Annotated in this window: 23 protein-coding genes; 8 read left to right on the top strand and 15 right to left on the bottom strand. The window is 71.9% G+C overall.

Going from position 1 to position 24,303, the window contains the following annotated elements; genetic code table 11:
- Positions 1–66: 66 nt before the first annotated feature.
- Complete coding sequence (locus tag RH864_RS02135; protein WP_310515846.1) at positions 67–564, bottom strand: DUF1269 domain-containing protein; 498 nt, start codon at positions 562–564, stop codon at positions 67–69.
- Between the two features lie 206 nt (positions 565–770).
- On the opposite strand from RH864_RS02135, the gene RH864_RS02130 reads away from it, so the two are divergent.
- Both RH864_RS02130 and RH864_RS02125 read left to right on the top strand, forming a co-directional pair.
- On the top strand, positions 771–1,034 hold the full coding sequence (locus RH864_RS02130) for a ribbon-helix-helix protein, CopG family (RefSeq protein ID WP_310515845.1): 264 nt from the start codon (positions 771–773) through the stop codon (positions 1,032–1,034).
- Positions 1,031–1,270 carry a toxin gene (locus RH864_RS02125; RefSeq protein WP_310515844.1) on the top strand — a complete coding sequence of 80 codons (240 nt, stop codon included), beginning with the start codon at positions 1,031–1,033 and terminating at the stop codon, positions 1,268–1,270. The genes RH864_RS02130 and RH864_RS02125 overlap by 4 nt, the downstream gene beginning before the upstream one ends.
- Positions 1,271–1,362: 92 nt before the next feature.
- Here RH864_RS02125 and RH864_RS02120 read toward each other — a convergent pair whose 3' ends face one another.
- The 10 genes from RH864_RS02120 to RH864_RS02075 all read right to left on the bottom strand — a co-directional run bounded on the left by RH864_RS02120 (position 1,363) and on the right by RH864_RS02075 (position 11,769).
- A complete protein-coding gene (locus RH864_RS02120) occupies positions 1,363–1,776 on the bottom strand; it encodes a type II toxin-antitoxin system VapC family toxin (RefSeq protein WP_396129934.1) in 414 nt (137 codons plus the stop codon).
- Entirely contained in the window at positions 1,773–2,009 is a 237-nt protein-coding gene (locus RH864_RS02115) for a type II toxin-antitoxin system Phd/YefM family antitoxin (protein WP_310515842.1), read from the bottom strand. Before RH864_RS02115 ends, RH864_RS02120 begins: the two co-directional genes overlap by 4 nt.
- A 51-nt stretch (positions 2,010–2,060) precedes the next feature.
- Positions 2,061–4,166, bottom strand: a complete 2,106-nt coding sequence (locus tag RH864_RS02110) for a RecQ family ATP-dependent DNA helicase (RefSeq protein ID WP_310515841.1) — start codon at positions 4,164–4,166, stop codon at positions 2,061–2,063.
- A 118-nt stretch (positions 4,167–4,284) separates the two neighbouring features.
- Positions 4,285–5,349 (bottom strand): LLM class flavin-dependent oxidoreductase, encoded by a 1,065-nt coding sequence (locus RH864_RS02105; protein WP_310515840.1) that lies wholly within the window; start codon positions 5,347–5,349, stop codon positions 4,285–4,287.
- A 137-nt stretch (positions 5,350–5,486) separates the two neighbouring features.
- Positions 5,487–5,900 (bottom strand): monovalent cation/H(+) antiporter subunit G, encoded by a 414-nt coding sequence (gene mnhG / locus RH864_RS02100; protein WP_310515839.1) that lies wholly within the window; start codon positions 5,898–5,900, stop codon positions 5,487–5,489.
- Positions 5,897–6,169, bottom strand: a complete 273-nt coding sequence (locus RH864_RS02095; RefSeq protein WP_310515838.1) for a monovalent cation/H+ antiporter complex subunit F — start codon at positions 6,167–6,169, stop codon at positions 5,897–5,899. The genes mnhG and RH864_RS02095 overlap by 4 nt, the downstream gene beginning before the upstream one ends.
- A complete protein-coding gene (locus tag RH864_RS02090) occupies positions 6,166–6,753 on the bottom strand; it encodes a Na+/H+ antiporter subunit E (RefSeq protein ID WP_310515837.1) in 588 nt (195 codons plus the stop codon). Before RH864_RS02090 ends, RH864_RS02095 begins: the two co-directional genes overlap by 4 nt.
- A complete protein-coding gene (locus RH864_RS02085; protein ID WP_310515836.1) occupies positions 6,753–8,348 on the bottom strand; it encodes a Na+/H+ antiporter subunit D in 1,596 nt (531 codons plus the stop codon). Before RH864_RS02085 ends, RH864_RS02090 begins: the two co-directional genes overlap by 1 nt.
- Positions 8,345–8,797, bottom strand: coding sequence for a sodium:proton antiporter (locus tag RH864_RS02080; protein ID WP_310515835.1), 453 nt, complete (start codon positions 8,795–8,797; stop codon positions 8,345–8,347). The genes RH864_RS02085 and RH864_RS02080 overlap by 4 nt, the downstream gene beginning before the upstream one ends.
- Positions 8,794–11,769: a Na+/H+ antiporter subunit A gene (locus tag RH864_RS02075; protein ID WP_310515834.1), complete on the bottom strand. Its 2,976-nt coding sequence runs from the start codon at positions 11,767–11,769 to the stop codon at positions 8,794–8,796. The genes RH864_RS02080 and RH864_RS02075 overlap by 4 nt, the downstream gene beginning before the upstream one ends.
- Positions 11,770–11,890: 121 nt before the next feature.
- On the opposite strand from RH864_RS02075, the gene RH864_RS02070 reads away from it, so the two are divergent.
- On the top strand, positions 11,891–13,117 hold the full coding sequence (locus RH864_RS02070) for an ATP-binding protein (protein WP_310515833.1): 1,227 nt from the start codon (positions 11,891–11,893) through the stop codon (positions 13,115–13,117).
- 14 nt (positions 13,118–13,131) lie between these two features.
- Here the strand turns inward: RH864_RS02070 and RH864_RS02065 are convergent, their stop codons facing one another.
- Entirely contained in the window at positions 13,132–13,992 is an 861-nt protein-coding gene (locus RH864_RS02065; protein ID WP_310515832.1) for a class I SAM-dependent methyltransferase, read from the bottom strand.
- A gap of 144 nt (positions 13,993–14,136) precedes the next feature.
- Between RH864_RS02065 and RH864_RS02060 the strand changes: the two genes are divergently transcribed.
- On the top strand, positions 14,137–15,102 hold the full coding sequence (locus tag RH864_RS02060; RefSeq protein ID WP_310515831.1) for an FKBP-type peptidyl-prolyl cis-trans isomerase: 966 nt from the start codon (positions 14,137–14,139) through the stop codon (positions 15,100–15,102).
- A gap of 130 nt (positions 15,103–15,232) precedes the next feature.
- Here RH864_RS02060 and RH864_RS02055 read toward each other — a convergent pair whose 3' ends face one another.
- Both RH864_RS02055 and RH864_RS02050 read right to left on the bottom strand, forming a co-directional pair.
- Positions 15,233–16,114, bottom strand: coding sequence for an energy-coupling factor transporter transmembrane component T (locus RH864_RS02055; protein WP_310515830.1), 882 nt, complete (start codon positions 16,112–16,114; stop codon positions 15,233–15,235).
- Positions 16,111–17,964: an ABC transporter ATP-binding protein gene (locus tag RH864_RS02050; RefSeq protein WP_310515829.1), complete on the bottom strand. Its 1,854-nt coding sequence runs from the start codon at positions 17,962–17,964 to the stop codon at positions 16,111–16,113. The genes RH864_RS02055 and RH864_RS02050 overlap by 4 nt, the downstream gene beginning before the upstream one ends.
- 162 nt (positions 17,965–18,126) lie before the next feature.
- Here RH864_RS02050 and RH864_RS02045 point away from each other — a divergent pair, with 162 nt between their 5' ends.
- On the top strand, positions 18,127–18,537 hold the full coding sequence (locus RH864_RS02045; protein ID WP_310515828.1) for a transferase: 411 nt from the start codon (positions 18,127–18,129) through the stop codon (positions 18,535–18,537).
- 198 nt (positions 18,538–18,735) lie between these two features.
- On the opposite strand, the gene RH864_RS02040 is transcribed toward RH864_RS02045, so the two are convergent.
- On the bottom strand, positions 18,736–19,800 hold the full coding sequence (locus RH864_RS02040; protein ID WP_310515827.1) for an LLM class flavin-dependent oxidoreductase: 1,065 nt from the start codon (positions 19,798–19,800) through the stop codon (positions 18,736–18,738).
- Positions 19,801–20,019: 219 nt separating this feature from the next.
- Here RH864_RS02040 and RH864_RS02035 point away from each other — a divergent pair, with 219 nt between their 5' ends.
- From RH864_RS02035 to RH864_RS02025, 3 genes are all read left to right on the top strand, one after another.
- Positions 20,020–21,486, top strand: coding sequence for an FAD-binding oxidoreductase (locus RH864_RS02035; RefSeq protein WP_310515826.1), 1,467 nt, complete (start codon positions 20,020–20,022; stop codon positions 21,484–21,486).
- 122 nt (positions 21,487–21,608) lie between these two features.
- Positions 21,609–22,811 (top strand): hypothetical protein, encoded by a 1,203-nt coding sequence (locus RH864_RS02030; RefSeq protein WP_310515825.1) that lies wholly within the window; start codon positions 21,609–21,611, stop codon positions 22,809–22,811.
- 207 nt (positions 22,812–23,018) lie between these two features.
- Positions 23,019–24,017, top strand: coding sequence for an LLM class F420-dependent oxidoreductase (locus RH864_RS02025; protein WP_310515824.1), 999 nt, complete (start codon positions 23,019–23,021; stop codon positions 24,015–24,017).
- Positions 24,018–24,303: the final 286 nt, after the last annotated feature.

The raw sequence follows: 24,303 nt of genomic DNA, 5'->3' as shown, positions 1-24,303 counted from the left end.
GGCCGTCGGCATCACGCCGATGACCGGCCTCGAGCGAATCTCGGCCGGCCACCGGCTCAGCCGGGCTTACTGCTTCTGATCGGCGAGGTCGTGGATGAGTTCGCGCTCGTCCTCGGCCGAGAGCGAGGTCTGCACGACGGTGCCGTGGAACGGCGCGAGCGCCGCCGCGAACTTGTCTTCGGTCAGCTTCGTGGCATAGAGCACGATCGCCGACTTGCCTGCGGTGACGGTCGATTTCACCCGGTCCCGGAACTCGGAGTCGATGCTGGTCTTGTCGAGCCCGGCGAACAGCGCACCGAACAGGCCGCCGAACACGAGTCCGGCGATCGGCACGAAGAACAGCAGCCCGATCAGCGTGCCGAACAGCGCTCCGCCCGCGGCCCCGAGCCCGATGTTGCCGGCCCCACCCGGGTACTCGACCTTGGTCTTGCCCTCTCCGTCGACCTTGACCAGGGCGAGCCCGGCGAGCTCGACCACGAGGTCGGATTGGAGCTCCTGCACGCGGTTGTACGCCGCCTCCGCCTCGGACTCCGAGTCGTACGCGATCACGATCAGATCTGCCACTGCGTTCCCCTCCGTATGAAGCGGCACCGCACCCCTCGCGCGACACCGCACTTGCTGCGACCCTACTTCTGGGCAGGAAACGGGCACAAGGGTCCCGTTATGAACGGATGCTGACCGTGGACTCCGAGAGTGTCGTGCCCGTGGGATGGTGTGGCGAGCCTGAACCTACGGTGGACGGGTGAGCCTTTTCGTAATACATTAAGTCAATGGGTGCTGACGAGACCATCAATGGTGTACCGGTGACTGAAGAGCAGATCTCGGCCTGGGCCGCGGAAGCTGAGGCGGGATACGACGTTCAGCTGCTGAAGAAGCGGGCCCGTGGGCGACCAGGGCGGGGATCTGAGCCGTCGCAGGTCGTCGCGTTGCGCCTCACGATCGAGGAGCTGGAGGCGATCGACACGCGGGCTGCTCGAGAAGGGAAGACACGTTCCGAGGTCATTCGGGACGCCCTTGCTGCGCCGGCGGCATGAAGGTCCACGATTCCGCGCTCAAGCACGGAATTTGCGCCGACGATACGATTCACGCCGCAAGCTGGCCCGTCTGGGTCGACTATCTCGACGAGGAGAGCCCCGCGCGGCAGTTGAGGCTCGGCTTCGACACCCAGGGGCGCCTCTTGGAGACGGTCGTGCTGGTGTTCGACAGCGGGAACGAACTGGTCATCCACGCGATGAAAGCGTGTCCGCAGATGCTGGATTTGCTGCCGTAGCGCCCGGCGCAGGACGTCAGTGTCCTCCGCAGGTGCCGCCGAGGCCTCCCGGCTCACCCGCGAAGCGCGAGCGCGAACGGCAGGACGGGCGGTCAGGCCGGAATCGTCACCGGGATCACCGAAACGCCCGGGATCCCGTCGAAGTCCTTCGGGTTCGCCGTGACGATCGGCAGATCGTTCGCCAGCGCGATCGCCGCAATGAGCGCGTCGTAGGAACGCGCCGCTGGTTTCCGGCCCGCGCCGTGTAACGCGGCGGCGACCTGGCCGAACGCTCGTGCGGAGGCTGCGTCGAACGGGAGCGGCTCGAAATCCGCTTCCGCCTGCTGAAGGTGGGCTTGCCGTGCGGCGCGATCTCGATCGTCGCGCGCGACGAGCGGACCCACGCTGAGTTCAGCGATCGTGACGGCGCTGATCGAGAGTTCGTCGGGCAGTGAATCCGCCTGCTCGATGCGGCCGAGCAGGATCACCGTGGAGGTGTCGAGGAGACCGCGCTGCGGCTGCGTCACAGCGTCGGGTCCAACAGCTCGTCGAGGTCCGAGCGGAGGGCCGCCGGGTCGACCGCGGGAAGGGTGCGGCGGTTGCGGATCAGTTGTGCCGTCGACGGAGACCGTCTGGGGAGCGGACGGAGTTCCGCCACCTCCGCCCCGTCGCTGGTCACCGTGAGCACCTCTCCGCGTGCCACGCGGGCCAGGACCGCCCCGCCGTGATTCCGGAGCTCGCGCACGCTCACGGTCTTCATCCCCCAACTGTATCACCGGTGATACGCCGCGAACTGGTCAGCTTTCCCGGCTCACCCGCGCAGCGCGAGCGCGAACGGCAGGACGGTCGTCGCGCCTGCGCGGCGGAGCTCGCGGGCGGCGACGGTGAGGGTCCAGCGGCTGTCGGCGAGGTCGTCGACGAGGAGCACGGGGCCGGCCGGCAGGTCGAGGTGGTCGGCCGACACACGATCCCACAGGCCGGCGAGGCGGAAGGCGCTGTTGCCGCCGGGGCCGCCCTCGGGGCCGCCGTTGCGGAACTCGAGCGCGCCGAGATAGGGCAACCGCCCGACCTCGGCGAGGCCGCGGGCGAGTGAGTCGACGAGCTCTGGTCGCGACCGCGACGGCATGCCGACGACCGCGACCGGTCGTTCGGCCCAGCCCCAGTCGGCGAGCACCCGCACGCACGCGGCGAGCACCTGCGGCGGCACGGGCGCATCCGCCGCGCCGGCGGCGAACAGCTCGCGCAGGGTGCCGCCCCACCCGAGGTCGGTGAGGCGCGCGAGCGCGCGACCCTCGGCGGGGCGTTCGCCGGGTGGGATCTTGCCCTTGACCGGGACGCCGAGCCGGTCGGCGCCCGTGGGCCACATGCCACGCGGCTCGATCGGCACGCCGACCCGGTCGAGCGCGCTGCGCGCGGCCTCGGCCGCCTGCCCGGTCAGCTCGGCCGGATACCAGGCGCCGGCGCACCGGTCGCAGCGGCCGCAGGGCGCCGCGGTCGCGTCGTCGAGCGAGCGCTGGAGGAACGCCATGCGGCACTCGTCGGTCGTCTCGTACTCGAGCATGTGCTGCTGCTCGGCGACGCGCTCGTCGGCGATACGGCGATACCGTTCGGCGTCGTACACCCAGGGCTCGCCGGTCGCGACCCAGCCGCCCTGCACGCGGCGCACGGCGCCGTCGACGTCGAGCACCTTGAGCAGCAGCTCGAGCGGCGTGCGGCGGATGTCGACCATGGCCTCGAGCGCGGGCGTCGAGGTCGGCCGGTCGCCGTCGAGCGCGGCGATGACGCGCTGGGCGCGATCTTCGTCTGGCATCGAAGCGGTCGCGAAGTAGTGCCAGATGTCGCGGTCTTCGACCCCGGGGAGCAGCAGCACATCGGCGTTCTCGGTCGCGCGGCCGGCACGGCCGACCTGCTGGTAGTACGCGACGGGCGAGCTGGGCGCACCGAGGTGCACCACGAAGCCGAGGTCTGGTTTGTCGAACCCCATGCCGAGGGCGCTCGTCGCGACGAGCGCCTTGACCTCGTTGCGTTTGAGCATCGCCTCGGACTCCATGCGCTCGTCGGCATCGGTCTGCCCCGTGTACGCGCGCACCTCGTGCCCGCGCTCGCGCAGCAGCCGGGCGGTGTCGTTGGCCGCGGACACCGTGAGCGCGTAGATGATGCCCGAGCCGGGCAGCTCGTCGAGGTGGCTGATGAGCCAGCCGAGCCGGCTCGCGGAGTTCGGCAGCTGCAGCACGCCGAGTCGCAGCGACGATCTCGCGAGCGGCCCGCGGATGGTGAGCACCTCGGTGCCCGCGCCCGTCTCCAGCTGCTCGGCGACGTCCGCGACGACGCGGCTGTTCGCGGTCGCCGTGGTCGCGAGCACGGGGACGTCGGCGGGCATCTGCGCGATGAGGTCGCGCAGACGCCGGTAGTCGGGGCGGAAGTCGTGCCCCCAGTCGCTGATGCAGTGCGCCTCGTCGACGACCAGCAGGCCCATGCGACGCACGAGCGTGGGCAGCTGCTGTTCGCGGAACGACGGGTTGTTCAGCCGCTCGGGCGAGACGAGCAGCACGTCGACCTCGTCGGCGTCGAGCCTCGCGAGCACGTCGGACCACTCGTGCGCGTTGGTCGAGTTGATCGACACCGCGCGCACGCCCGCGCGTTCGGCCGCCGCGACCTGGTCGCGCATGAGCGCGAGCAGTGGCGAGACGAGCACCGTCGGACCCGCTCCCGCGCGCCGCAGCAGCAGCGTCGCCACGAAGTACACCGCGGATTTGCCCCACCCGGTGCGCTGCACGACGAGCGCGCGCCGGCGCCCCTCGACGAGGGCCTCGATCGCCTCGTACTGCCCGTCGTGGAACTCGGCGTCGTCACGCCCCACGAGCTGGCGCAGCGACGCGAGGGCCGCGGCTCGGGTGTCGGTGGCGGTCGCGCTCATCCACCCAGTCAAGCGGATGCCTCTGACAGGGCGCTCCGCGCGACGCGAGCTGTGCACAACCCAGGTGCGGGGCCCCTCTGTGGAGGTGCAATCGCGAGACGCGCACTCGGGTGCGTGATCAGCCGGTGCGCTGCCAGCCGATCGCGGGCGCGATGTGCTCGGCGATGGTCGCGAGCAGTCGCGCGTTGTAGTCGACGCCCAACTGGTTGGGCACGGTCACGAGCAGCGTGTCGGCTTCGCGCACGGCCGCATCCTGCGCGAGGTCGGCCGCGATGCGGTCGGGATCGCCGAGATAGCTCTTGCCGAACCGGGCGAGACCGCCGTCGAGGTATCCGACCTGGTCGTCGCGGTCGGATGCCTCGCGCTCGCCGAACAGGCCGCGGTCCTGGTCGGTCACGATCGGCAGGATGCTCCGGGAGACCGAGACGCGCGGCTCGCGCTCCCAGCCGGCCTCGGCCCACGCCGCGCGGAACCGCGCGATCTGCTCGGCCTGCAGCTCGTCGAACGGCACACCCGTGTCCTCGGTGAGCAGGGTCGAGCTCATGAGGTTCATGCCCTGCTGCGCGGTCCACTCGGCGGTCGCGCGCGTTCCCGAGCCCCACCAGATGCGATCGGCGAGTCCGGGCGACTGCGGTTGGATCGGCAGCATCCCGGTCGTGCCGGTCATCTGGGGATTCGCGGGAGCGACCCCGGCCCCGGCGATCGCGGCCCGGAACAGCTCGGTCTTCGCGCGCGCCAGGTCGGCATCGGTCTGCCCCTCGGGCGGCACGAACCCGAACGCATGCGCGCCGTCGAGCGCGGTCTCGGGCGAGCCACGGCTCACCCCGAGCTGCAGGCGGCCCTCGACTCCGGCGTGTGCGCTGATGAGGTCCGCGGCTGCAGCCTCCTCGGCCAGGTAGAGGGGGTTCTCGTAGCGCATGTCGATCACGCCCGTGCCGATCTCGATGCGGCTCGTGCGCGCGCCGATCGCGGCCAGCAGCGGGAACGGCGACGCGAGCTGGCGGGCGAAGTGATGGACGCGGAAGTAGGCACCGTCGAGGCCGAGCTCCTCGGCCGCGACCGCGAGCTCGATCGATTGCACGAGCGCGTCGCGCCCCGACCTCGTGCCCGACATGGGGGAGGGGTGCCAGTGCCCGAACGACAGGAATCCGATGCGTTTCCTCACACCGGACTCAGCGCCCACGCCCGGCACCGTATTCCGCCCGCGGTCCGCGCCAACCGCGACGAACTGCGCCAGCGACGACCGTCGTACGTGGCGCAGATCGTCGCACGTGGCGCGGATACGCGGCGCGGCGGGCCGGGCGGCGGGCCGGGCGTCGGCTAGTGGCGGCCCTCCGGGCCGACGGTCTCCTCGGGCTCGGCGCCCGGCTCGGCCTCGTCGAGCTCGTCGGGCTCGGCGTGGTCGGCGATATCGCGGCCGAGGTCGTCCTCGATGAGCAGATCGCGCCGCACGTGCTCGGTGCGGTACGCCGACCGGCCGAGCATGTGCGCGGTCATCGGCTGCGTGAGCAGCTGGAACAGCATCACCAGGACCGCGGTGGTGAGCACGCCCCACGTGGGCACCTGGACCACGATGGCGAGCAGCACGGTCGCGAGGCCCGCCACCTGCGGCTTCGTCGCCGCGTGCAGCCGGGTGAGCACGTCGGGGAAGCGCAGGATCCCGATGCCGGCGGCCATCGAGAAGAACGCGCTCAGCACCACGAGCACGCCGACCGCGAGTTCGGCGGCGCTCACGAGGCATCCTGTCTCGCCATGAAGCGCGCGATCGAGATCGAGCCGATGACCGCGAACAGCGCGAGCACGAGCATCACGACGAGCGTGTCGGTGTGCTGGTTGATCGCCATCTCGGAGCCGAGCGCGCAGATGCCGATGGCGAGCAGCACGTCGGTCGCGAGCGCGCGATCGAGGATCGACGGGCCACGGATGATGCGCCAGACCGCCGCGATCGCGCCGATGCCGAACATGAGTCCGGCGATGACGCTGACGATGGCGAGGAAACTCATGTCGCCGCTCCCTTCTCGCGGGCTGCGCGGCGCTCGCGCCGGGCCGCGCGGATGGACTCCGCCTGGTCGTGGGAGCCGATCGCCAGCACGATCCGCTCCTCGACGCCGAGCACTTTCCTGCGCACGTTCTCGATGTCGGCCGGCGTGCGCGTGCCCAGCGCGTGCAAGTAGAGGAGGCCGCGCTCGCGATCGATGTCGACCACGACCGTGCCGGGCACGACCGAGATCGCCTCGGCCGTGAGCGTCGTCACGAAGTCCGACCGGGTGAGCAGCTGGACGGCGATGATCGCGTTCATCGGCTTCCACCACGGCGCGACCGACAGGAACGCGACCTGGAACGACGCGACGACGACATCGAACATCATGCGCAGCCCGAGCAGCAGGCCACGCCACGGATTGAACCGGCCCGAGAGCAGCACGGGCGGCAGGTACAGCGCACGCGTGACGCCCACCGCGAGCAGCACGCCCGTGACCACCGTGAGCACGTCGACGTGGTCCCACAGCAGCAGCCACAGGGCGACGAGCGCGATCAGCAGGGGCGCCTGGCGCCAGAGCGACTTCCAGAACGACACCTCGGCGTGCATCACGTCACCCCCTCGGGGAAGACGAGCGACACGTACACGCCCGACTCGAGGTTCATCGCCGCGCGCGACGCGAGGTCGAACAGCGGGCCGGCGAACACCGTGAGCAGGATGGTGACGGCCACGAGCGCGGTGGTCGCGGCGACCATCAGTACCGGGGTCGAGCGCGTCGCGGTGCGGGTCGTCGCGCCCGAGGCATCCGGCCATTCCTGCACCGACTGGAGCAGCACCGAGTCGTAGCCCTCGAGCTCGTTGCGCCCACGCCAGAACGCCATGTTCCAGAACCGGGTGAGCGCGTACAGCGTGATCAGCGAGGTGATCGCGCCGGCCGCGATCACGACCCAGATGAGCCAGGCCTCGCCGCCGGCGTCGGCCGGCGCGACCTCTGCGCCGGCGACGAACAGGCCGACCTTGCCGAGGAAGCCCGAGAACGGCGGGATGCCGCCGAGGTTGAGCGCCGGGATGAAGAACAGGATCGCCAGCAGCGGCGACGCCTTCAGCAGGCCCGCAAGGCGCGTGATCGAGGTCGAGCTGCCGAAGCGCTCGATGAGCCCGGTCGTGAGGAACAGCGCGGTCTGCACGGTGATGTGGTGCACCACGTAGTAGATGGTCGCGGCGATGCCGAGCTCGGAGGCGAGCCCGATGCCGAAGATCATGTACCCGATGTGGCTGACCAGCGTGAACGACAGGAGACGTTTGATGTCGGCCTGGGTGAGTGCACCGAGGATGCCGACGACCATGGTCAGCCCGCCGACGATGAGGAGCAGCGTCGACACGTCGTGGTCGGCGAAGATCACCGTCTCGGTGCGGATGATCGCGTACACGCCGACCTTCGTGAGCAGGCCCGCGAACACCGCCGTGACCGGGGCGGGCGCCGTCGGGTACGAGTCGGGCAGCCAGAACGACAGCGGGAACACGGCGGCCTTGATGCCGAACGCGAGCAGCAGCAGCAGGTGCAGCATGAGCTGCACCGAGTCGGGCAGCTCGGCGAGCCGGACCGACAGCTGGGCGATGTTCGCGGTGCCGGTCGCACCGTAGATGAGCGCGATCGCGGACAGGAAGAACAGCGACGAGACGAGGCTCACGATGATGTACGTGACGCCCGCGCGGATGCGTTCACCCGTGCCGCCGAGCGTGAGCAGCACATAGCTCGCGGCCAGCAGGATCTCGAAGCCGACGTAGAGGTTGAACAGGTCGCCCGCGATGAACGCGTTGAACACGCCGGCCGACAGGATCAGATAGGTCGGGTGGAAGATCGAGACCGGCGTCTCGCGATGCTGGTCGGCGATGCCCTGCCCGACGGCGTAGACGAGCACGCCGAGCAGGACCACGGCGGAGACCACGATCATGATGGCCGCGAGCCGGTCGACCACGAGCACGATGCCGAACGGCGCCTCCCACGCACCCACGGCGACCGAGATGCCCTGGTCGGCCTCGTCGACGATCAGCAGGAGGGCTGCGGCGATGACGGCGACCGCGCTGAGCACCGTGGCCGAGACGGCCATCTGGGCGCGGCGGTGCCGGCCGAGGATGAGGTTCACGGCCGCGCCGATGAGCGGCAGCAGGACGACGAGGGGGACGAGGGCGGAGGGGTTCATCGGGGTGCCTCCTCGTCACTCGCGTCGAGCACTTCTTGAATGGCGCGGTCGTCCTCGTGCGAGGACCGGATGAGCTCTTCGGCTTCTTCGACGTCTTCCATGAGGTCTTCGGTGTCATCGACCGAGTCGCCCTCGTCGCCGAGTTGGGCGAGCCACCAGGAGCGGTAGATGAGCGCGAGCATGAAGCTCGTGATGCCCAGGTTGATCACGATCGCGGTGAGGATGAACGCCTGCGGCAGCGGGTCGGAGATCTCGCTCGGGTCGACGCCGTCTTCGAGCAGCGGCGCGAGCCCAGGGGCGCCGCTCATGAGGTAGATCAGGATGTTGACCGAGTTGCCGACGAGCAGGAAGCCGATGAGCACGCGCGTGAGGCTGCGCTCGAGCATGATCGTGATGCCCGCGCCGAACAGCACGGCCATGAGCAGCAGGAGGGTGAGCGAGGCGGTCATGCGCGCACCCCCTCGGCCGAGGCGTCGGCCCCGGACTCGGCGGACGCCTCGTCCGCCTCCTCCTGCTGGCGGTCGACCTCGGCGCCGAGCGCACGGAGGATGTCGAGCACGAGCCCGACGACGACGAGGTAGACGCCGATGTCGAACAGGGTCGAGGTGCCGGCCGAGAGGGTGCCCAGCACGGGCACGTCGAGCTCGAACCAGGTGGACTCGAAGACCGTGAGCCCGAACACGAGCGAGGACGCGGCGGTGCCGGCGGCGAGCAGCAGGCCCGTGCCGAGCAGCCGGCCGGCGTCGATCGGTGCGGCCTCGCCGAGCTCGTACCGGCCTCCCGCGAGATACCGGGCGACGAGCGCGATGCCCGCGAGCAGGCCGCCCGCGAACCCGCCGCCGGGCTGGTTGTGGCCGACGAAGAGCAGGTACACCGAGACGATGATCGCCGGGTGGAAGAGGAGCCGGACGAGGACCTCGATCAGGATCGAGCGACGGCGCGGCGACAGGGTGCGACCGGCGAGCAGCCAGGTCTGACGGGTGTCGGATGCCTCGCCCGAGGCATGCTCCTCGCCCGCCGTGTCGGCCACGCTGCGGCGGGCGCCGCCGATGCTCGATGCGGGCTCGGGCACGGGCCGGAGACGGTCGCGGCGGCCGGGGCCGTTGTCGAGGCGCGGCGCGCCGCCCGTGCGGCCCGAGACGAAGATCAGGCTCGCGACGCCGGTCGCGACCGCGACGAGCACCGAGATCTCGCCGAGCGTGTCCCACGCCCGGATGTCGACGAGGATGACGTTCACGATGTTCTTGCCGTGCGCCTCGAGCGCGAGCGCCGGCAGGCCTTCGGAGATGGTCGGCTGGATGCGTGCGCCGAGGGCGATGAAGCCGATGACGGCCATGACGAGACCGGCCACCCCGCCCACGATGCCGCGAAGGACCGGGTGCACGGGCGGGTTCCGCTGCCCGATGCGCTTCGGGAGCCGGCGCAGCACGAGCACGAACACGACCACCGTGACCGTCTCGATGAGCGCCTGCGTCAGGGCGAGGTCGGGCGCGCCCGACATGCCGAACAGCAGCACGAGCCCGTACCCGGTGATGCCCACGAGCAGCACGGCCGACATGCGCTGCTGCACGAACGTGGCGGCGATGGCGGCGACCGCCATGACGAGGGCCAGGAACGGCTGCGCCGGGTAGTCCCAGAGCCGGATGCTTCCCGGCCACACGGTGTTCGCGATCGCCGAGGCGCCGAGGCCGCCGATGAAGACCAGCACGATGACCGCGACGTACCCGGGCAGACCGCGCTTCTGGATCGCGGTCGTGATCGCCGCGGCGAACCGGTCGACCGCGGACACGACGCGGAGGTAGCCGCGCCCCGAGTCGACGAGCTGCGGCACCGACGCCTGCATGCGGGCGACGCGTGCGCGGCCCCAGACGAGGAGCGCGCCGAGCACGTAGACCGCGAGCGACAGCGCGAGTGCGGTCTCGAAGCCGTGCCAGAGCGCGAGGTGGTAGTCGAGCGGGCCGGGCAGCTCGTCGGCGTACGCGGCGAGCAGCGGTTCGATCGCGGCGATGCCGAACGCGGCGACGAGGCTCGCGACCGAGAGCACGGCGGGCGCGACCGCGATGAGCGGGCTTTCACGGTGCAGCGGCGTGGGCTCGACGCCGGGCTTCGACCAGAACGCGCCCCAGATGAAGCGCACGCTGTAGGCGACGGTGAGCACCGAGCCGAGGAAGGCGGCGATCAGCGCCAGCCACGCCCAGCCCGCGAGCCCGGTGGTGGCGCCCGCCGAGGTCGCCTCGAGGTAGGCGGTGAAGACGGTCTCTTTCGCGACGAAGCCGATGAGCGGCGGCAGGCCGGCCATGGACGCTGCGGCGAGGACCGCGACGGTCGCGACCACGGGCATGCGGCGCCCGACGCCCGACAGCTTCCGCCAGTCGCGCGTGCCGGCGGCGTGGTCGACGATGCCGACGACGAGGAACAGCGCGGCCTTGAACAGCGCGTGCGCGAGCAGCAGGGCGACACCCGCGAGGGCGGCGTCGCGAGTGCCGAAGCCCGTGACGAGCACGAGGAAGCCGAGCTGGCTGACGGTGCCGTAGGCGAGCAGGAGCTTGATGTCGTACTGGCGGAGGGCGCGCCAGCCGCCGACGAGCATGGTCGTCGCGCCGAGGATCACGACGATCGGATGCCACACCTCGAGGTCGGCGTAGCCGGGCGCGAGCCGGGCGATGAGGTAGACGCCGGCCTTGACCATCGCGGCCGCGTGCAGGTACGCCGACACGGGCGTGGGCGCGGCCATGGCGGCGGGGAGCCAGAAGTGGAACGGGACGAGCGCGCTCTTCGAGATCGCGCCGATGAGCACGAGCGCGATGCCCCATTCGCCGGCCGGGCCGAGCACGGGGTTCTCGACGAGCGCGCTGAGCGAGGTCGTGCCGCCCTCGACCGAGAGCAGGACGAGCCCGACGAGCATCGCGAGCCCGCCGAACGTGGTGACGGTGAGCGCCTGGAGGGCCGCACCGCGGCTCTCTTTGCGCCCGGTGTAGTGGCCGATCAGGAGGTACGAGAGCACGCTCGTCGCCTCCCAGAACGTGAACAGGATGTACACGTCGTCGGCGGTGACGAGGCCGAGCATGACGCCGGCGAACGCGAGCAGGAGGGCGGCGAAGCGCCCGAGCGAGGGCTCGTCGTCGGAGAAGTACCAGGTGCAGTAGACGAGCACGAGCGCGCCGACGCCCGTGACGATGAGCGCCAGCAGCAGCGCGAGCGCGTCGATGCGGAAGCTCAACGCGATGTCGAGCGCGGGGATCCAGTCGACGGACTCGACCACCGCGCTGCCGTCGATCACGTCGGGCAGCAGCGTGAGCAGGACCACGAAGACCGCGGCGGGCAGCAGCGCGAGCACCAGGAAGACGCGGCGCCCCACAAGCCTCGTGAGCAGCGGCGCGACGAGCGACAGGGCGCCGAACAGGACGAGGCTGAGGATCATCCACACTCCTCACACGCTGCGTACTGGGAAACCCGAGAGGCCAGTCTATCGGACGTCTTCGGTGCTTTAGGGCGATTTATCGACCCTTTATAAAATGACGCGATCGGCGTATACTCGCGGGGTGGACCGTGCGAGCAATCCGTACACCCCCCACGCGGGCGCCGATCCCGAGGTGCTCGCCGGGCGGGGCGAGCCGCTCGAGGCCTTCCGCGTCCTGCTCGGCCGCCTCCGGCGAGGCCGCGCCGAGCCTTCGATGATTCTCACCGGCCTGCGCGGCGTCGGCAAGACCGTGCTCCTCGCACGATTCGCCGAGGTCGCGCGCGGCGAGCGCTGGGAGCCGGTCGAGCTCGAGGCGGTCAAGTGCGACGACGGCCGGTTCCGGCTCGCGGTGTTCACGCACCTGAAGGCGGCGCTGCTCCGGCTCGCACCGCGTCCGCGCTGGACCGAGCGCGACCGGGTCGCGGCCGAGGTGCTCACGGCGTTCGGCGCGCAGGTCGAGCTCGCGTGCGCGTTCGGCGTCGCGTGGGACGTGCCGGCCGCCGAGGGCGCGGGCGACTCCGGCGACCTCGACATGGACCTCGCCGACGTGTTCGTCGCGATGGGCGAGGCGGCGCGCGCGCACGAGCGCGGCGTCGTGCTGCTCATCGACGAGGCGCAGTTCCTGTCGCGCACGCAGTTCGAGGCGCTCGTGCACGCCGTGCATGCGACGTCGCAGCGTCGTCTCCCGATCACGTGGGTCGGCGCGGGCCTGCCGCACCTCGCCGAGCTCACGGGTGAGGCGAGGTCGTACGCCGACCGGCTGTTCTCCTTCCCGTCGGTCGGGCCGCTCGCGCCGGGCGACGCGCGTGCCGCCCTGACCGGGCCCGCGCTCGCCGAGGGCGTGGCGTTCGAGGAGGCCGCGGTGCAGCGTGCGCTCGAGATCACCGGCGGGTACCCGTGCTTCATCCAGGAGCTCGGCGCGCAGACCTGGTCGGTCGCCGAAGGCGACCTCGTGCGGCGCACCGACGTCGAGCTCGCGGAAGACGCCTACGACGCTCGGCTCGACAGCTGGTTCTTCCGGTTGCGGCTCGAACGCGCGACGCCGCTGCAGACCGCGTACCTGCGGGCGATGGCCGAGCTCGGCCCGGCACCGCAGAAAGCCGCCGACGTGGCACGGCTCATGGGTCGCGAGTCGACGCAGGTCGGGCCGATCCGCGCCGAGCTGATCGAGCTCGGTCTGCTCTATGCGCCCGAGCACGGGTACGCGGCATTCACCGCTCCGGGCTTCGACCGGTTCATGCTGCGGGTCGTGCCCCAGCTGCGCGTACCCGAGATCCAGCGCCGCGGGCCGCGCGTCACAGCGCACTGACGCAGCGCCGGACGTCAGCCGGCGCGGTGCCCGACGGCGATCAGCGTCGAGGCGTCGACGCGTGTGAGCTCCCGTTCGGCGACGCCGGCGACGATGCCGCTCCGCAACCGATCGAGCGCGTCGTCGTCGAGTTCAGCGAGCGTCTCGGCCGGCAGCAGCCCGGCGCCCAGGACCAGCTCCCACGCGAGGTCGCCCGAGAGGTCGAGGTGCCGGTCGACGCGCTCCGCGCGGACCTCGGCCAGGCCGAGATCGTGCAGCAGCGTCGCGAGCGTTCCGGGGGTGCCCGGCAGCGCGACGGCGACGGATGCCTCGGCGGCTTCGCCGGGTTTCGATCCGCGTGCGGTTTCGTCGCGCTCGACGGGACCGGTGTGCACCTCGGCGAGCGTCTCGCGCGCGAGGTCGGCGAGCGGGCGGAGCGCCCCGTCGGCCCACAGCGAGACGACGATGCGGCCCCCGGGCCTCATCAGGGAGACGAGGTGGCGCGCCGTCTCGTCGGGTGTGCTGCACGAGGCGAGGCCGAGCACGCACTGCACGAGGTCGTACCCGTCGGTCGGCCACTCGGCGGGGTCCGCGATGTGCACCTCGAGCTGCGGCAGGTCCGCGCCGCGTTCGCGTGCGACCGCCACGAGCAGCTCGTCGGGGTCGATCGCGTCGACGCGGCCGCCCGGTCCGACGAGGGCGGCCGTCGGCACTGCTGCGGCGCCGTCCCGGCACCACGCATCGAGCACCGTCTCGTCGAACTGTGGCTGCGAGCGCAGCAGGGCGGCCGACGCGAGCGGTTCCCACAGCGCGGCGTCGAGTGCCGTGACCGCGGTCGCACCCGGCGTCGCGGACGGGCCGTCGGCCGCGTCAGGTTCGTTGGTCTCTTCCCCCATACGCACATCATGCCGTGGATCCCCGGGCGCCGGGTGCCGCACGGCGGATCCCGGGCGGTGCTTCCGGGACCGGACGACTCAGCGAATCCGTAGCCGGATCGGGCACACTGGGTCAGTCCTGTCATCGACGAAGAGAGACCTCTGATGAATCGCGCCCTGCGCCTTGCCGCGCCCGTAGCGCTCGCCGCCGCATCCGCCCTCGTGCTCGCCGGCTGCGCGAGCGGCGACGGCTCGACCCCCGCGTCGACGACGCCCGCCGCCGCCGCAGGGGAGTGCATGGACGTCTCTTCGGGTTCCCTGTCCGACGGGGTCACGGCCGACGGCGCGTTCGGTGAGGTGCCGAACGCCACCTTCGACACACCGGCTGAGACCGAAGAGCTTCAGCGGAGCATCCTGATCGAGGGCGAAGGCGACGCGACCGAGCCCGGGCAAGAGGTCGACGTCGTCCTCACGATGTACAGCGGCACGAGCGGCGAGCAGCTGATCTCGCAGCCCGTGAGCCTCGGCGTCGGCGAGTCCACGCTGCTGACCGGGTTCCGCGCCGCGATCGACTGCGTGCCGGTCGGCACGCGGACCGCGACCGTGGCGCCGGCGGCGGACGTCTATGGCGAGCAGGGCAACGAGTCGATCGGCGTCGCACCGGGCGAGGCGGTCGTGATCGTCGCCGACGTCACGGGCATCACCGAGGAGACGCCTCCGCCGACGCCGAGCGAGTGGACCGAGAACGTCCCCGAGGTGACCTTCAACGGCGACGAGCCGCCGACGGTGACCATCCCCGACACCGAGCCGCCGACCGAGCTGCTGCTCACGGTGCTCGAGGAGGGGGACGGCGAGACCGTCGAGGCGGGCAACCAGGTCACCGTGAAGTATCAGGGCCAGAGCTGGAACACGAAGGAGATCTTCGACCAGTCGTACCCGGGTGAGGCGCGCACGTTCGGCACCGACCAGGTCATTCCCGGGTTCGGTGCGGCGCTCGTCGGCCAGAAGGTCGGCACCAAGCTGATCGTCACGATCCCGCCGGAGCTCGCGTACGGCACCGACCCGAGCGTGAACCTCGGCGGGCAGACCCTGGTCTTCCTCATCGAGATCGAGGGAACGACGGCCGCGTAGCGCGCGTCGCCGCCGGACCTGTCGTCAGTCGTCGGCACGTTCTCGCGACACGCCGTTGCAGACCTGTGCTCGGCGGCGCGTCGCGGTCCGGTGCCGACGACTCGCGATGCGGATTCCGAGCGCATCGCGATCAGCGGACCGCGGCCCACCAGAAGAGCGCGGCGGCGGCAACCCAGCAGAGCCCGACGAACACCGTGTCGCGTGTGCGCCAGCGGCTGATGGTGCGCTCGGTGCGGGTCGGGTGTGCGCCGAAGGCGCGCGCGTCCATGGCGAGCGCGACCCGCTCGGCGTGCCGGATCGCGCTCGCGAGCAGAGGGATGGCGAGCCCGACCGTGCGCCGGAACCACGCCACGGGACCGCGGCCGTGGTCGACGCCCCGCACCCGGTGCGCCGCGCGGATCACCTCGAGCTCATGCCCGAACCGGGGCACGAACCGCAGCGCCGCGAGTGCCGTGTACCCGATGCGGTAGGGCACGCGCAGGTTCTGCACCATGGCGCGCACGAGCTCGGGGCCCGTGGTGGAGACGCCCGTGATGAGCGAGAGCATCACGACGGCGACGACGCGCAGTGCGGTCGCGAGCCCGACGAGGAACGCCCCGAGCGTGAAACGCCAGTCACCGAGTTCGACGAGCACGACGGATGCCTCGGGCGAGACGGCGGCCACGCGCGCCGGGTCGACCCATGCGCCGAAGCTCAGTGCGAGCAGTCCGACGACGAGCGGGGTGCCGAGCACGAGGGCGGCCGCCGCGCGCGCTCGCAGTCTCGCGCCGATCAGGATGAGCGCGAGCGACGCGACGAGCAGCACGGCCGGTACGAGCAGGTCGCGCGTGAAGATGACGGCGATCATGACCGGCAGGGTCGCGGCGAGCGTCGCAAGCGGGTTGAGACGGTTCAGGAACCGTCCGCCGGATGCCGCGGGGAGCTCGCCGGGTGCCGCGTCGCGCGGGTCGGAGCCGAGGGATGCCGTCGTCGTTCCGACCGCGACCGGGTCCGGGCCTTGATGCCTGGTCACAGGGCGCCCCCGGCCGACGGCAGCTGAGCGAGCCGGGTGACCGTGCGCCACGCGGGGTGGCGCGTCAGCCCGCGTGTGGCGCGCGCGAGCGGCGGGTGCCGAAGCCCGGCCTGCTCGATGAGCGGGCCGGTCAGCACCTCACTGGTCGGGCCGACGCCGATCAGGCGCCCGTCGGCCATGACGGCGGTGTGTGTGGCGTGGTCGGCGACGAGTTGCAGGTCGTGGGTCACGACGAGCACCGTCGTGCCCTCGTCGTTCAGCTGACGGAGCATGTCGAGCAGCTCGGCGGCGCGCCCGCGGTCCTGGCCGAAGGTGGGTTCGTCGAGCGCGAGCACGGGCGGGCCCGCGATGAGCGCGGTGCCGACGGACAGGCGGCGCTTCTGACCCCCGGAGAGCAGGAACGGATGCTGCGCGCGCAGCGCGTCGAGGCCGAACCGGCGAAGCATCCGCTCGACGATCTCGTCGCGCTCCGCGTCGGGGAGGTCCTGCTGCCGCAACCCCACGTGCAGCTCCTCGGCGACGGTCGCGGCGACGAACTGGTGCTCGGGGTTCTGGAACACGAAGCCGATGCGGCGGCCGCGTGCTCGCGCGTCGGCGCGCGACGGGTCGAGCCCGAGGACGTCGATCGTGCCTGACCTGGCCGGGATCACGCCCGAGACCGCCTGCAGCAGGCTCGTCTTGCCCGCGCCGTTCGTGCCCACGATCGCGAGGAAGTCGCCGGCCGCGACGTCGAGATCCACGTCGTGCACCACGGTCGGTCCGCGTCGTCCGCCGCGCTGGACGGAGAGCCCGCGCACCCTGACCGCCGGCCGGGCGTCGGCGGCGCGCGAGGTATCCGTCCAGCCCGGGGCATCCGTCATGCCCGGAGCGCCCGTGATGCCCGGGGCATCCGTCACATCCTGAGCAGCCGACCGCCGGCGCGGCGCGTGCGCGACCGGCGCGGGGAGCGCCGCCTCGGCGTCGAGCGCCGCCGCGAGCTCCGACGGGCTGAGGGGGAGCGGGTCGAGCACGACGCCGGCGTCGCGGAGCCGCATGGCGGCGAGCGTCGACACCGGCAGCCAGACGCCGAGGGCCGCGAGCTCGTCGGCTCGCGCGCGCAAGACGTCGCCGGCCGGGCCGTCGGCGATCAGCCGGCCGTCCCGGTCGAGCACGACGACGCGGTCGACGATGTCGACCGCGGCATCGAGGTTGTGCTCGACGAGCACGATCGCGTGGTCGCGCTCGCCCGCCAGCTCGCGCAGCACCGCGTACACCTCGTCGATGCCGGCCGGGTCGAGGTTCGCGGTCGGCTCGTCGAGCACCAGCACGGGAGACGCCATGGCCAGCGCGCACGCGATCGCGAGGCGCTGCCGACCGCCGCCCGAGAGCCGATCGGGGTTGTCGCCGCGCCGCTCCCAGAGCCCGACCAGCTTCAGCGCGCGCTCCGCGCGCGCGAGCACCTCGTCCGCCGGGACCAGCTGGTTCTCGGGTCCGAACGCGACCTCGTCGAGCACGCTGCCGGTGACGACCTGCGCGTCGGGGTCCTGGAATACCATCGCGACGTGGGCGCTCAGCACGCCGACGGGGTGCTCGGCGGTGTCGAGCCCGGCGACCCTGATGCGGCCGTCGATCTCGGCGGGCACGGCGTGCGGGATGAGCCCGTTCAGCGCGAGCGTCAGCGTGGACTTGCCGCACCCCGATGGCCCGAGCACGAGCACGACCTCGCCGGGGCGCACATCGAGCGTGACCCCGGACGGGGTCGCCGTCTCGGCGCCCGCGTGCCGGATTCGAACGTCGTCGAGCTCGAGCAACGGCCGCGCGCGCAGCGGCGGCTCGTGCAGCGGCGGCTCGCGGAGCTCGGCTGACGTCATGGAGATCCCGGGGGTGAAGGCCGGTCCAGTACGAGAACCGGCTCCCGTCAGCCTAGGCGCCTTAATCAGGATGGCCGGTGAGCGCAAGGGAATTCCCAGATCAGATCCGGTGTTGTATCCATGTTCGGGGCGTGCAACACACGTCCGTGAAGGGAGGAGCACGTGGGCATCCACTATGTCGAGTTCGAGGACGAGAACGGGGTACTGCGGCGATACCGCAAACACCCGAACGGTCGCGGCCTCGTCGCCACCACCGCGAAGGTCGACCCCACCGCGTTCGTCGACCCGACCGCCTACGTCGACCCCGGAGCCGAAGTGCAGCGGAACGCGAGCATCGGGCCGGGAGGCTGGGTCGATCGCGACGCGATCGTCGCCGAGCGAGCGATCGTCGGCGTGAACGCGCACATCGGCCGCAGCGCGGTCGTCGGCCGGCACGCGGTCGTGGGCCCCTACGCCACGATCGGGAACGGCGCACGCGTGCAGAACGGTGCACGCGTCCCGCGCGATGTCGTGATCGCCGAGGGCGACGAGTATCGCGCCTCGACCGACGACCTTCGCCGCCTCGCGGCCTGACCCGCCGCAACGAATGCCCCGGCTCGCCGGGGCATCTTCGTGCCCGGACGACCCGCGGCAATCGAACGGTCCCAGATGGCGGGTGCATTTCAGCTGCACCCGCCACGCGCGACCGTTCGATGCAGGTGCTGGTCGCGTTCGGTGTCACGCACTTCCGCGGCGCCGAGACGCGGGCCGAGGCCCCCGCGGCCGCCGACGTCAGCTGAGCGCGCCCGCGAGCAGCTCGAGCGTCTGCACGCGCCCGGGCGTGGCATCCGCCGGCTCGCCCTCGTAGGTGCCGCCGATCGGCACGATCATGACCTCGTCGACCCCGTGCCGCTCGGCGAGGCGCCGCACCTCGGCGGCCGAGGCATCCGCGTCACCGATGATCCATCGCCGCCGCATGGCGGCGATGAGCTCCGCGCCGATCGAGTCGTGCGGCGCCGCGAGCGCCTCCTCGACCGTCTCGAGCGGGCGCATGGGCAGGTTGCTGCGCAGGCGCGCCATCGAGCGCAGCTGCGGCAGGGCGCGGTCGGATGCCTCGTCGGCGGTCGCGGCGACGGATGCGTTGACCGTGAGGAACGTCTCGGGCGCGGGGTGCGCCTCGCTCGGACGATACTCACTGCGATAGAGCTCGAGCGCGCGCTCGAGGCCCTCGCCCGAGAAATGGTTGGCGAACACGTACGGCAGGCCGAGCTCGGCCGCGAGCTTGGCCGAGTAGTCGCTCGAGCCGAGCAGCCACAGCGCGGGAGTCCCGGTCGCCGACGGCGTCGCGGCGATCGCGTACTCGCGTCCGCTGGTGAGCCGGAGCGTCGCACCCTCGGGCGAGAGCAGGCTCATGATGTCGGCGATGTGGTCGGGGAACCGGTCGACGTCCGCCGTGGGGCCGCTGATGCGGAGCAGTTGCGTGATGACCGGGTCGCTTCCCGGCGCGCGACCGATGCCGAGGTCGATGCGCCCCGGGGCGATCGCCTCGAGCGCCGCGAACTGCTCCGCGACGACGAGCGGGGCGTGGTTCGGCAGCATGACGCCGCCCGAGCCGACCCGGATCCGCTCGGTGTTCGCCGCGGTGGCGGCGATGAGCACCGGCGGCGTGGTCGAGGCGACCGCCGGCATGTTGTGGTGCTCGGCGAACCAGTACCGCTCGTACCCGAGCCGGTCGGCCGCACGCGCGAGCGCGATCGAGGCGGCGACCGCTTCGGCCGAGGACTGGCCGGTGCGGACCGGGACGAGATCGAGCACGGAGAGGCGCGGCGTGGTGGGCGCGGTGGTCGTGGTGGTCATCACCGGGAGGCAACGGATGCCCCGGGCGAGGTATTCCGGACGGCGCATCCGGGCTGTCCCGGGCACACCCGGGACATCCCTGATGTGTGTCGGCGGGAATTCACTGGTGCGGCGGGAGCCGCAGAGGGATTGAATGACCCCACGTCGTGTGCGCCGTACCCGCGGCCGCCGACGCGGTATCCGCTCCTCGTCCCGTGACGAAACCCGAAAGGATCCACAATGCACACTCGAGCCACCCAGCCCGCGGATGGAACCGCGGCCGACCCGGCAGCCCTCGACCCGCGCGGCCCGAGCCGGCGTGACTCGTTCGCGCGGCTCGGCGCGCAGCTCGACGGACGCCTCGTGACGCCCGGCGCCGACGACTGGGACCTCGCGCGCGTCGCGTGGAACCTCGCCGTCGACCAGCGGCCGGCCGCGGTCGTCGTCGCCGCCTCGACGGACGACGTGGTGCGGACGGTGAACACGGCTCGCGAGGCCGGTCTCGCCGTCGCTCCGCAGGCGACCGGCCACAACGCCGGTCCGCTCGCGGCCGACGACGGGCTCGCAGACGCGATCCTGCTCCGCACCCACGAGCTGCGGGGCGTCGAGGTCGACGTCGACGCGCGCGTCGCTCGAGTCGAGGCCGGCGCGCAGTGGGGCGACGTGATCGCCGCCGTCGCGCCGCACGGGCTCACCGCGCTCGCCGGGTCCTCGCACGACGTCGGCGTCGTGGGGTACACGCTGGGCGGCGGGCTGTCGTGGCTCGCCCGTTCGCACGGGATCGCCGCGAACCATGTCATCGCGGCCGAGGTGGTCACCGCGGACGGCCGCACGCGGCGCGTCGACGCCGAGCACGATGAAGACCTGTTCTGGGCTATCCGAGGCGGCGGGGGCGACTTCGCGATCGTCACGGCGCTCGAGTTCCGCCTCTATCCCATCGCGACGATCGTGGCCGGTGCGCTGTTCTTCCCGCTCGAACGCACCGAGGAAGTCCTGCAGGCCTGGCGCACGTGGACGGAGACGGTGCCCGACGCCGTGACCAGCCTGGGCCGGGTGCTGCGGATCCCGCCGATGCCCGAGCTGCCCCCGTTCCTCGCGGGCAAGTCGTTCGTCGCGATCGAGGTCGCGATCCAGGAGACGCCCGACCGGGCCGACGAACTGCTCGCGCCGCTGCGCGAGCTCGGCCCCGACCTCGACTCGGTGCATCCGCAGCCGACCGCCGAGCTGCTGCAGCTGCACATGGACCCGCCCGAGCCCGTGCCCGGGTTCGGCGACGGGATGGCCCTCGCCGAGCTCGGACCGGACACGGTGCGGGCGTTCGCGGACGCGACCGGGCCCGACTCGGACTGCGCGCTGCTGTCGGTGGAGATCAGGCACCTCGGCGGCATGGTGCGGCCGTCTGTCGCGACGCGCCACGCGGCCTCGCGCGGGCTGCCGTTCCCGGGAGCCACGGCCGGGTTCGATGCGGGCTACGCCGTCTACGCCGTCGGGATCGCGGCGCCGGGCCTCGGCGAGGTGCTCGCGGCCTCCCTGGACCGGGTGCGGGCCGCGATCGCACCGTGGCAGGCGGACCTCGGCTATCTGAACTTCGCCGAGTACCCGGTCGCGCCGGAGTCGCTGTTCGGCGACCGCCTGCGACGGCTTCGCGCGGTGAAGGACGACGTCGACCCGGCCGGCGTGCTCCGGTCGAACCACCCCGTGCGTTAACCCGAGGTTGCCCGGCGCGTCAAGTGTCCCGCAAAAGGGTGTCATTCTCCGCCCGGCCTTCCTAGGCTGGTCGCGAGCGACACCGCGGTCGCGGGTCGCGAGTTCAACCCGGGGAGGAACGTATGGCCGTTCACTACGAGTTGCCCACCACCGCGGACTTCGCCGCATTGGCCGGCGAGCACTATCCCGCGATCAGCATCTACACGTCGACCTCGCCGGTCGTGGCTGAACGCGAGCGTGCCGAGGTCGCGGTGAAGAGCGCGTTCGACGAGGCCATCGAGCGCGTGCGCGCCGACGGAGCCACCGGGCCGGAGGTCGACGGGTTGCGGCGCAGCCGCGACGCCATCCTGCGCGCGGAACCGCTCTGGGGAAACCTGTCGCGCTCGATGGCGATCTTCGTGGCGCCCGGCGTCGAGGAGGTGTTCGTCCTGCCGAACCGGCTCGACGACGCCGTCCACGTCGGAGCGCACTTCACGCTCGGTCAGCTGCTCCGCGCGCCCAGCCAAGATCAGGAGGCCTTCGCGATCACGATCTCGGCTCACGAGTGGTGTGTCTGGCACGCGACGCCGACCGATCGCGCGACGCGGCTCGAGATCGAGGCCGAGGGGCTCGCGAACCTCGACGCCGCGACGAACCGCGAGCCCGGCGAGCGTGCGCCGCGCGGGGCGGGCAGCGGGGTCGGCGCCCAGAACGGCGCCAGCCGCCTCGAGGGCGACGAGGGGCGTAAGACGCTCCTCGACCTCTACGCCAAGCGGGTCGCCGACGTCGTCAAGCACGACCTCTACGAGCGAGACCCTGAGGAGCGGATCCCGCTGTTCGTGTTCGCAACCGAGCCGCTGCTGAGCCTGTTCATCGACCGCAGCCGCAACGGACGGCGGATCGTGCCGGTCCCGGGCGGCTCCGACCGGCTGAACGCGGCCGAGATCGACGAGGCGATCCGCCTGCAGCTCGCGAAGCTCAACATCCACGAGGCGGTGTCGCAGCTGCAGACGCTCGCCGACGGCAGCGCCGGCCGCGTCGAACGCGACCTCTCGGCGATCGCCCACGAGGCGGTCGAGGGTGCGGTGGAGACGTTCTGGTTCGACTTCACGACCTCGGTGAACGGCGCGCTCGACCGGGAGTCGGGCGCGATCGAGTTCGCGAACGACCACGGCAACGGCGACCAGCTCACCGATGGTCGCCGCGCGGGCGACCTGCTGCCGCAGCTCGCCCTCCTGGTGATCGCGCGGGGTGGTCGCGTGGTGACCGTGCGCGGCGACGACCTCGAGGGCACGGCCGCGTGGTCGGGGCCGGCCATGGCCGAGTTGCGCTTCGCGCTGACGTAGCCGGCACCGGCGGCCGGCCGTCGGCACTGCCGCGCCGCCCCCGACCGATCGCGCCAAGTACGACCGTCGTACCTGGCGCGATCGGTCCTTCATGGCGCGGCGGCGGGGATGTGGCGCGGGCGGGCGGAGGTGGCGCGGGGGCGCGGGAAGTGGCGCGGGCGCGTCAAGGGGAGGGGATGCGCTTTCCGAGAGCCTAGGGTTGACCGCATGCGCTTTGGAATGTTCGTCCCGCAGGGCTGGCGTTACGACCTCGTCGGCATCGAGCCTGCCGACCACTGGGCCACGATGCACGGCATCGCCGCGCGAGCCGACGCCGCTGACGCGCCGTGGGAGTCGGTCTGGGTGTACGACCACTTCCACACGACGCCCGTGCCGAGCCCCACCGAGGCCACGCACGAGGCGTGGTCGCTCATGTCGGCGTTCGCGGCGTCGACATCGCGCATCCGCCTCGGCCAGATGTGCACCTGCATGGGGTACCGCAATCCCGCGTACCTCGCGAAGGTCGCGGCCACCGCGGATCTCATCTCGGGCGGCCGCATCGAGATGGGCATCGGCGGCGGCTGGTACGAGCACGAATGGGAGGCGTACGGCTACGGGTTCCCGCCCGTGTCCGAGCGGCTCGCGATGCTGCGCGAGGGCGTCGAGATCATGCACCAGGCGTGGACGACCGGCAGCGCGACGCTCGACGGCGAGCACTACCGGGTGGACGGCGCGATCGTGCAGCCGCAGCCGTTGCAGCCGGGCGGCATCCCGATCTGGGTCGCGGGCGGAGGCGAGAAGGTCACGCTCAGGATCGCGGCGAAGTACGCGTCGTACACGAACTTCTTCGGCAGCCTCGACGAGTTCAGCCACAAGAGCGAGGTGCTGCGCGGCCACACCGACCGGCTCGGCCGCGACTTCGACGAGATCACGCGTTCGGCGAACTTCAACACCGTCGTCGGAGCGGATGCCGCGGACGTGGAGCGTCGCCTCGCCACCATCGAGGCCCGCGTCGCCCCGCACCTCGGGCCTGACGGCACCACGAGATTCATGAGCGCGTTCCACGGCGGTGCCGCGCTCGTCGGCACGCCCGAGCAGGTCGCCGGGAAGCTGACGCAGGCGAAGGAGCGGGGTCTCGGCTACGCGATCCACTACTTCCCCGAGGCGGCCTACGACCTCAGCGGCATCGAGCTGTACGAACGTGAGGTCGTCCCCGCGCTCCGCTGACCAATCCCCGATTGGGCGTCGTGGTCCTCAGTCCCGGTCGGGGTCGCGGCGCTGCGAGCTGCTTGCTCAGGAAGATTCGGGTAGGTGCCGGCGCGTCGCGCGCCGACACGCCGTGGAGTCCGCGGTAATTCCTGAACACGGCACAAGGCACCGCGGAACGTGGCTCGGCGGCGCGGCGATCGGGCAGGCTGGGTCAGCCGAGGCGAGCGGATGCTTCGCGGCTGCCCCAGCTGGGCGTCGTGGTCCTCAGTCCCGGTCGGGGTCGCGGCGCTGCGAGCTGCTTGCT

This window comes from Agromyces aerolatus (assembly GCF_031432255.1).
Lineage (GTDB): Bacteria > Actinomycetota > Actinomycetes > Actinomycetales > Microbacteriaceae > Agromyces.
Note: the sequence above shows the minus strand (reverse complement) of the source record. Positions and strands in the feature narration are given on the sequence as shown.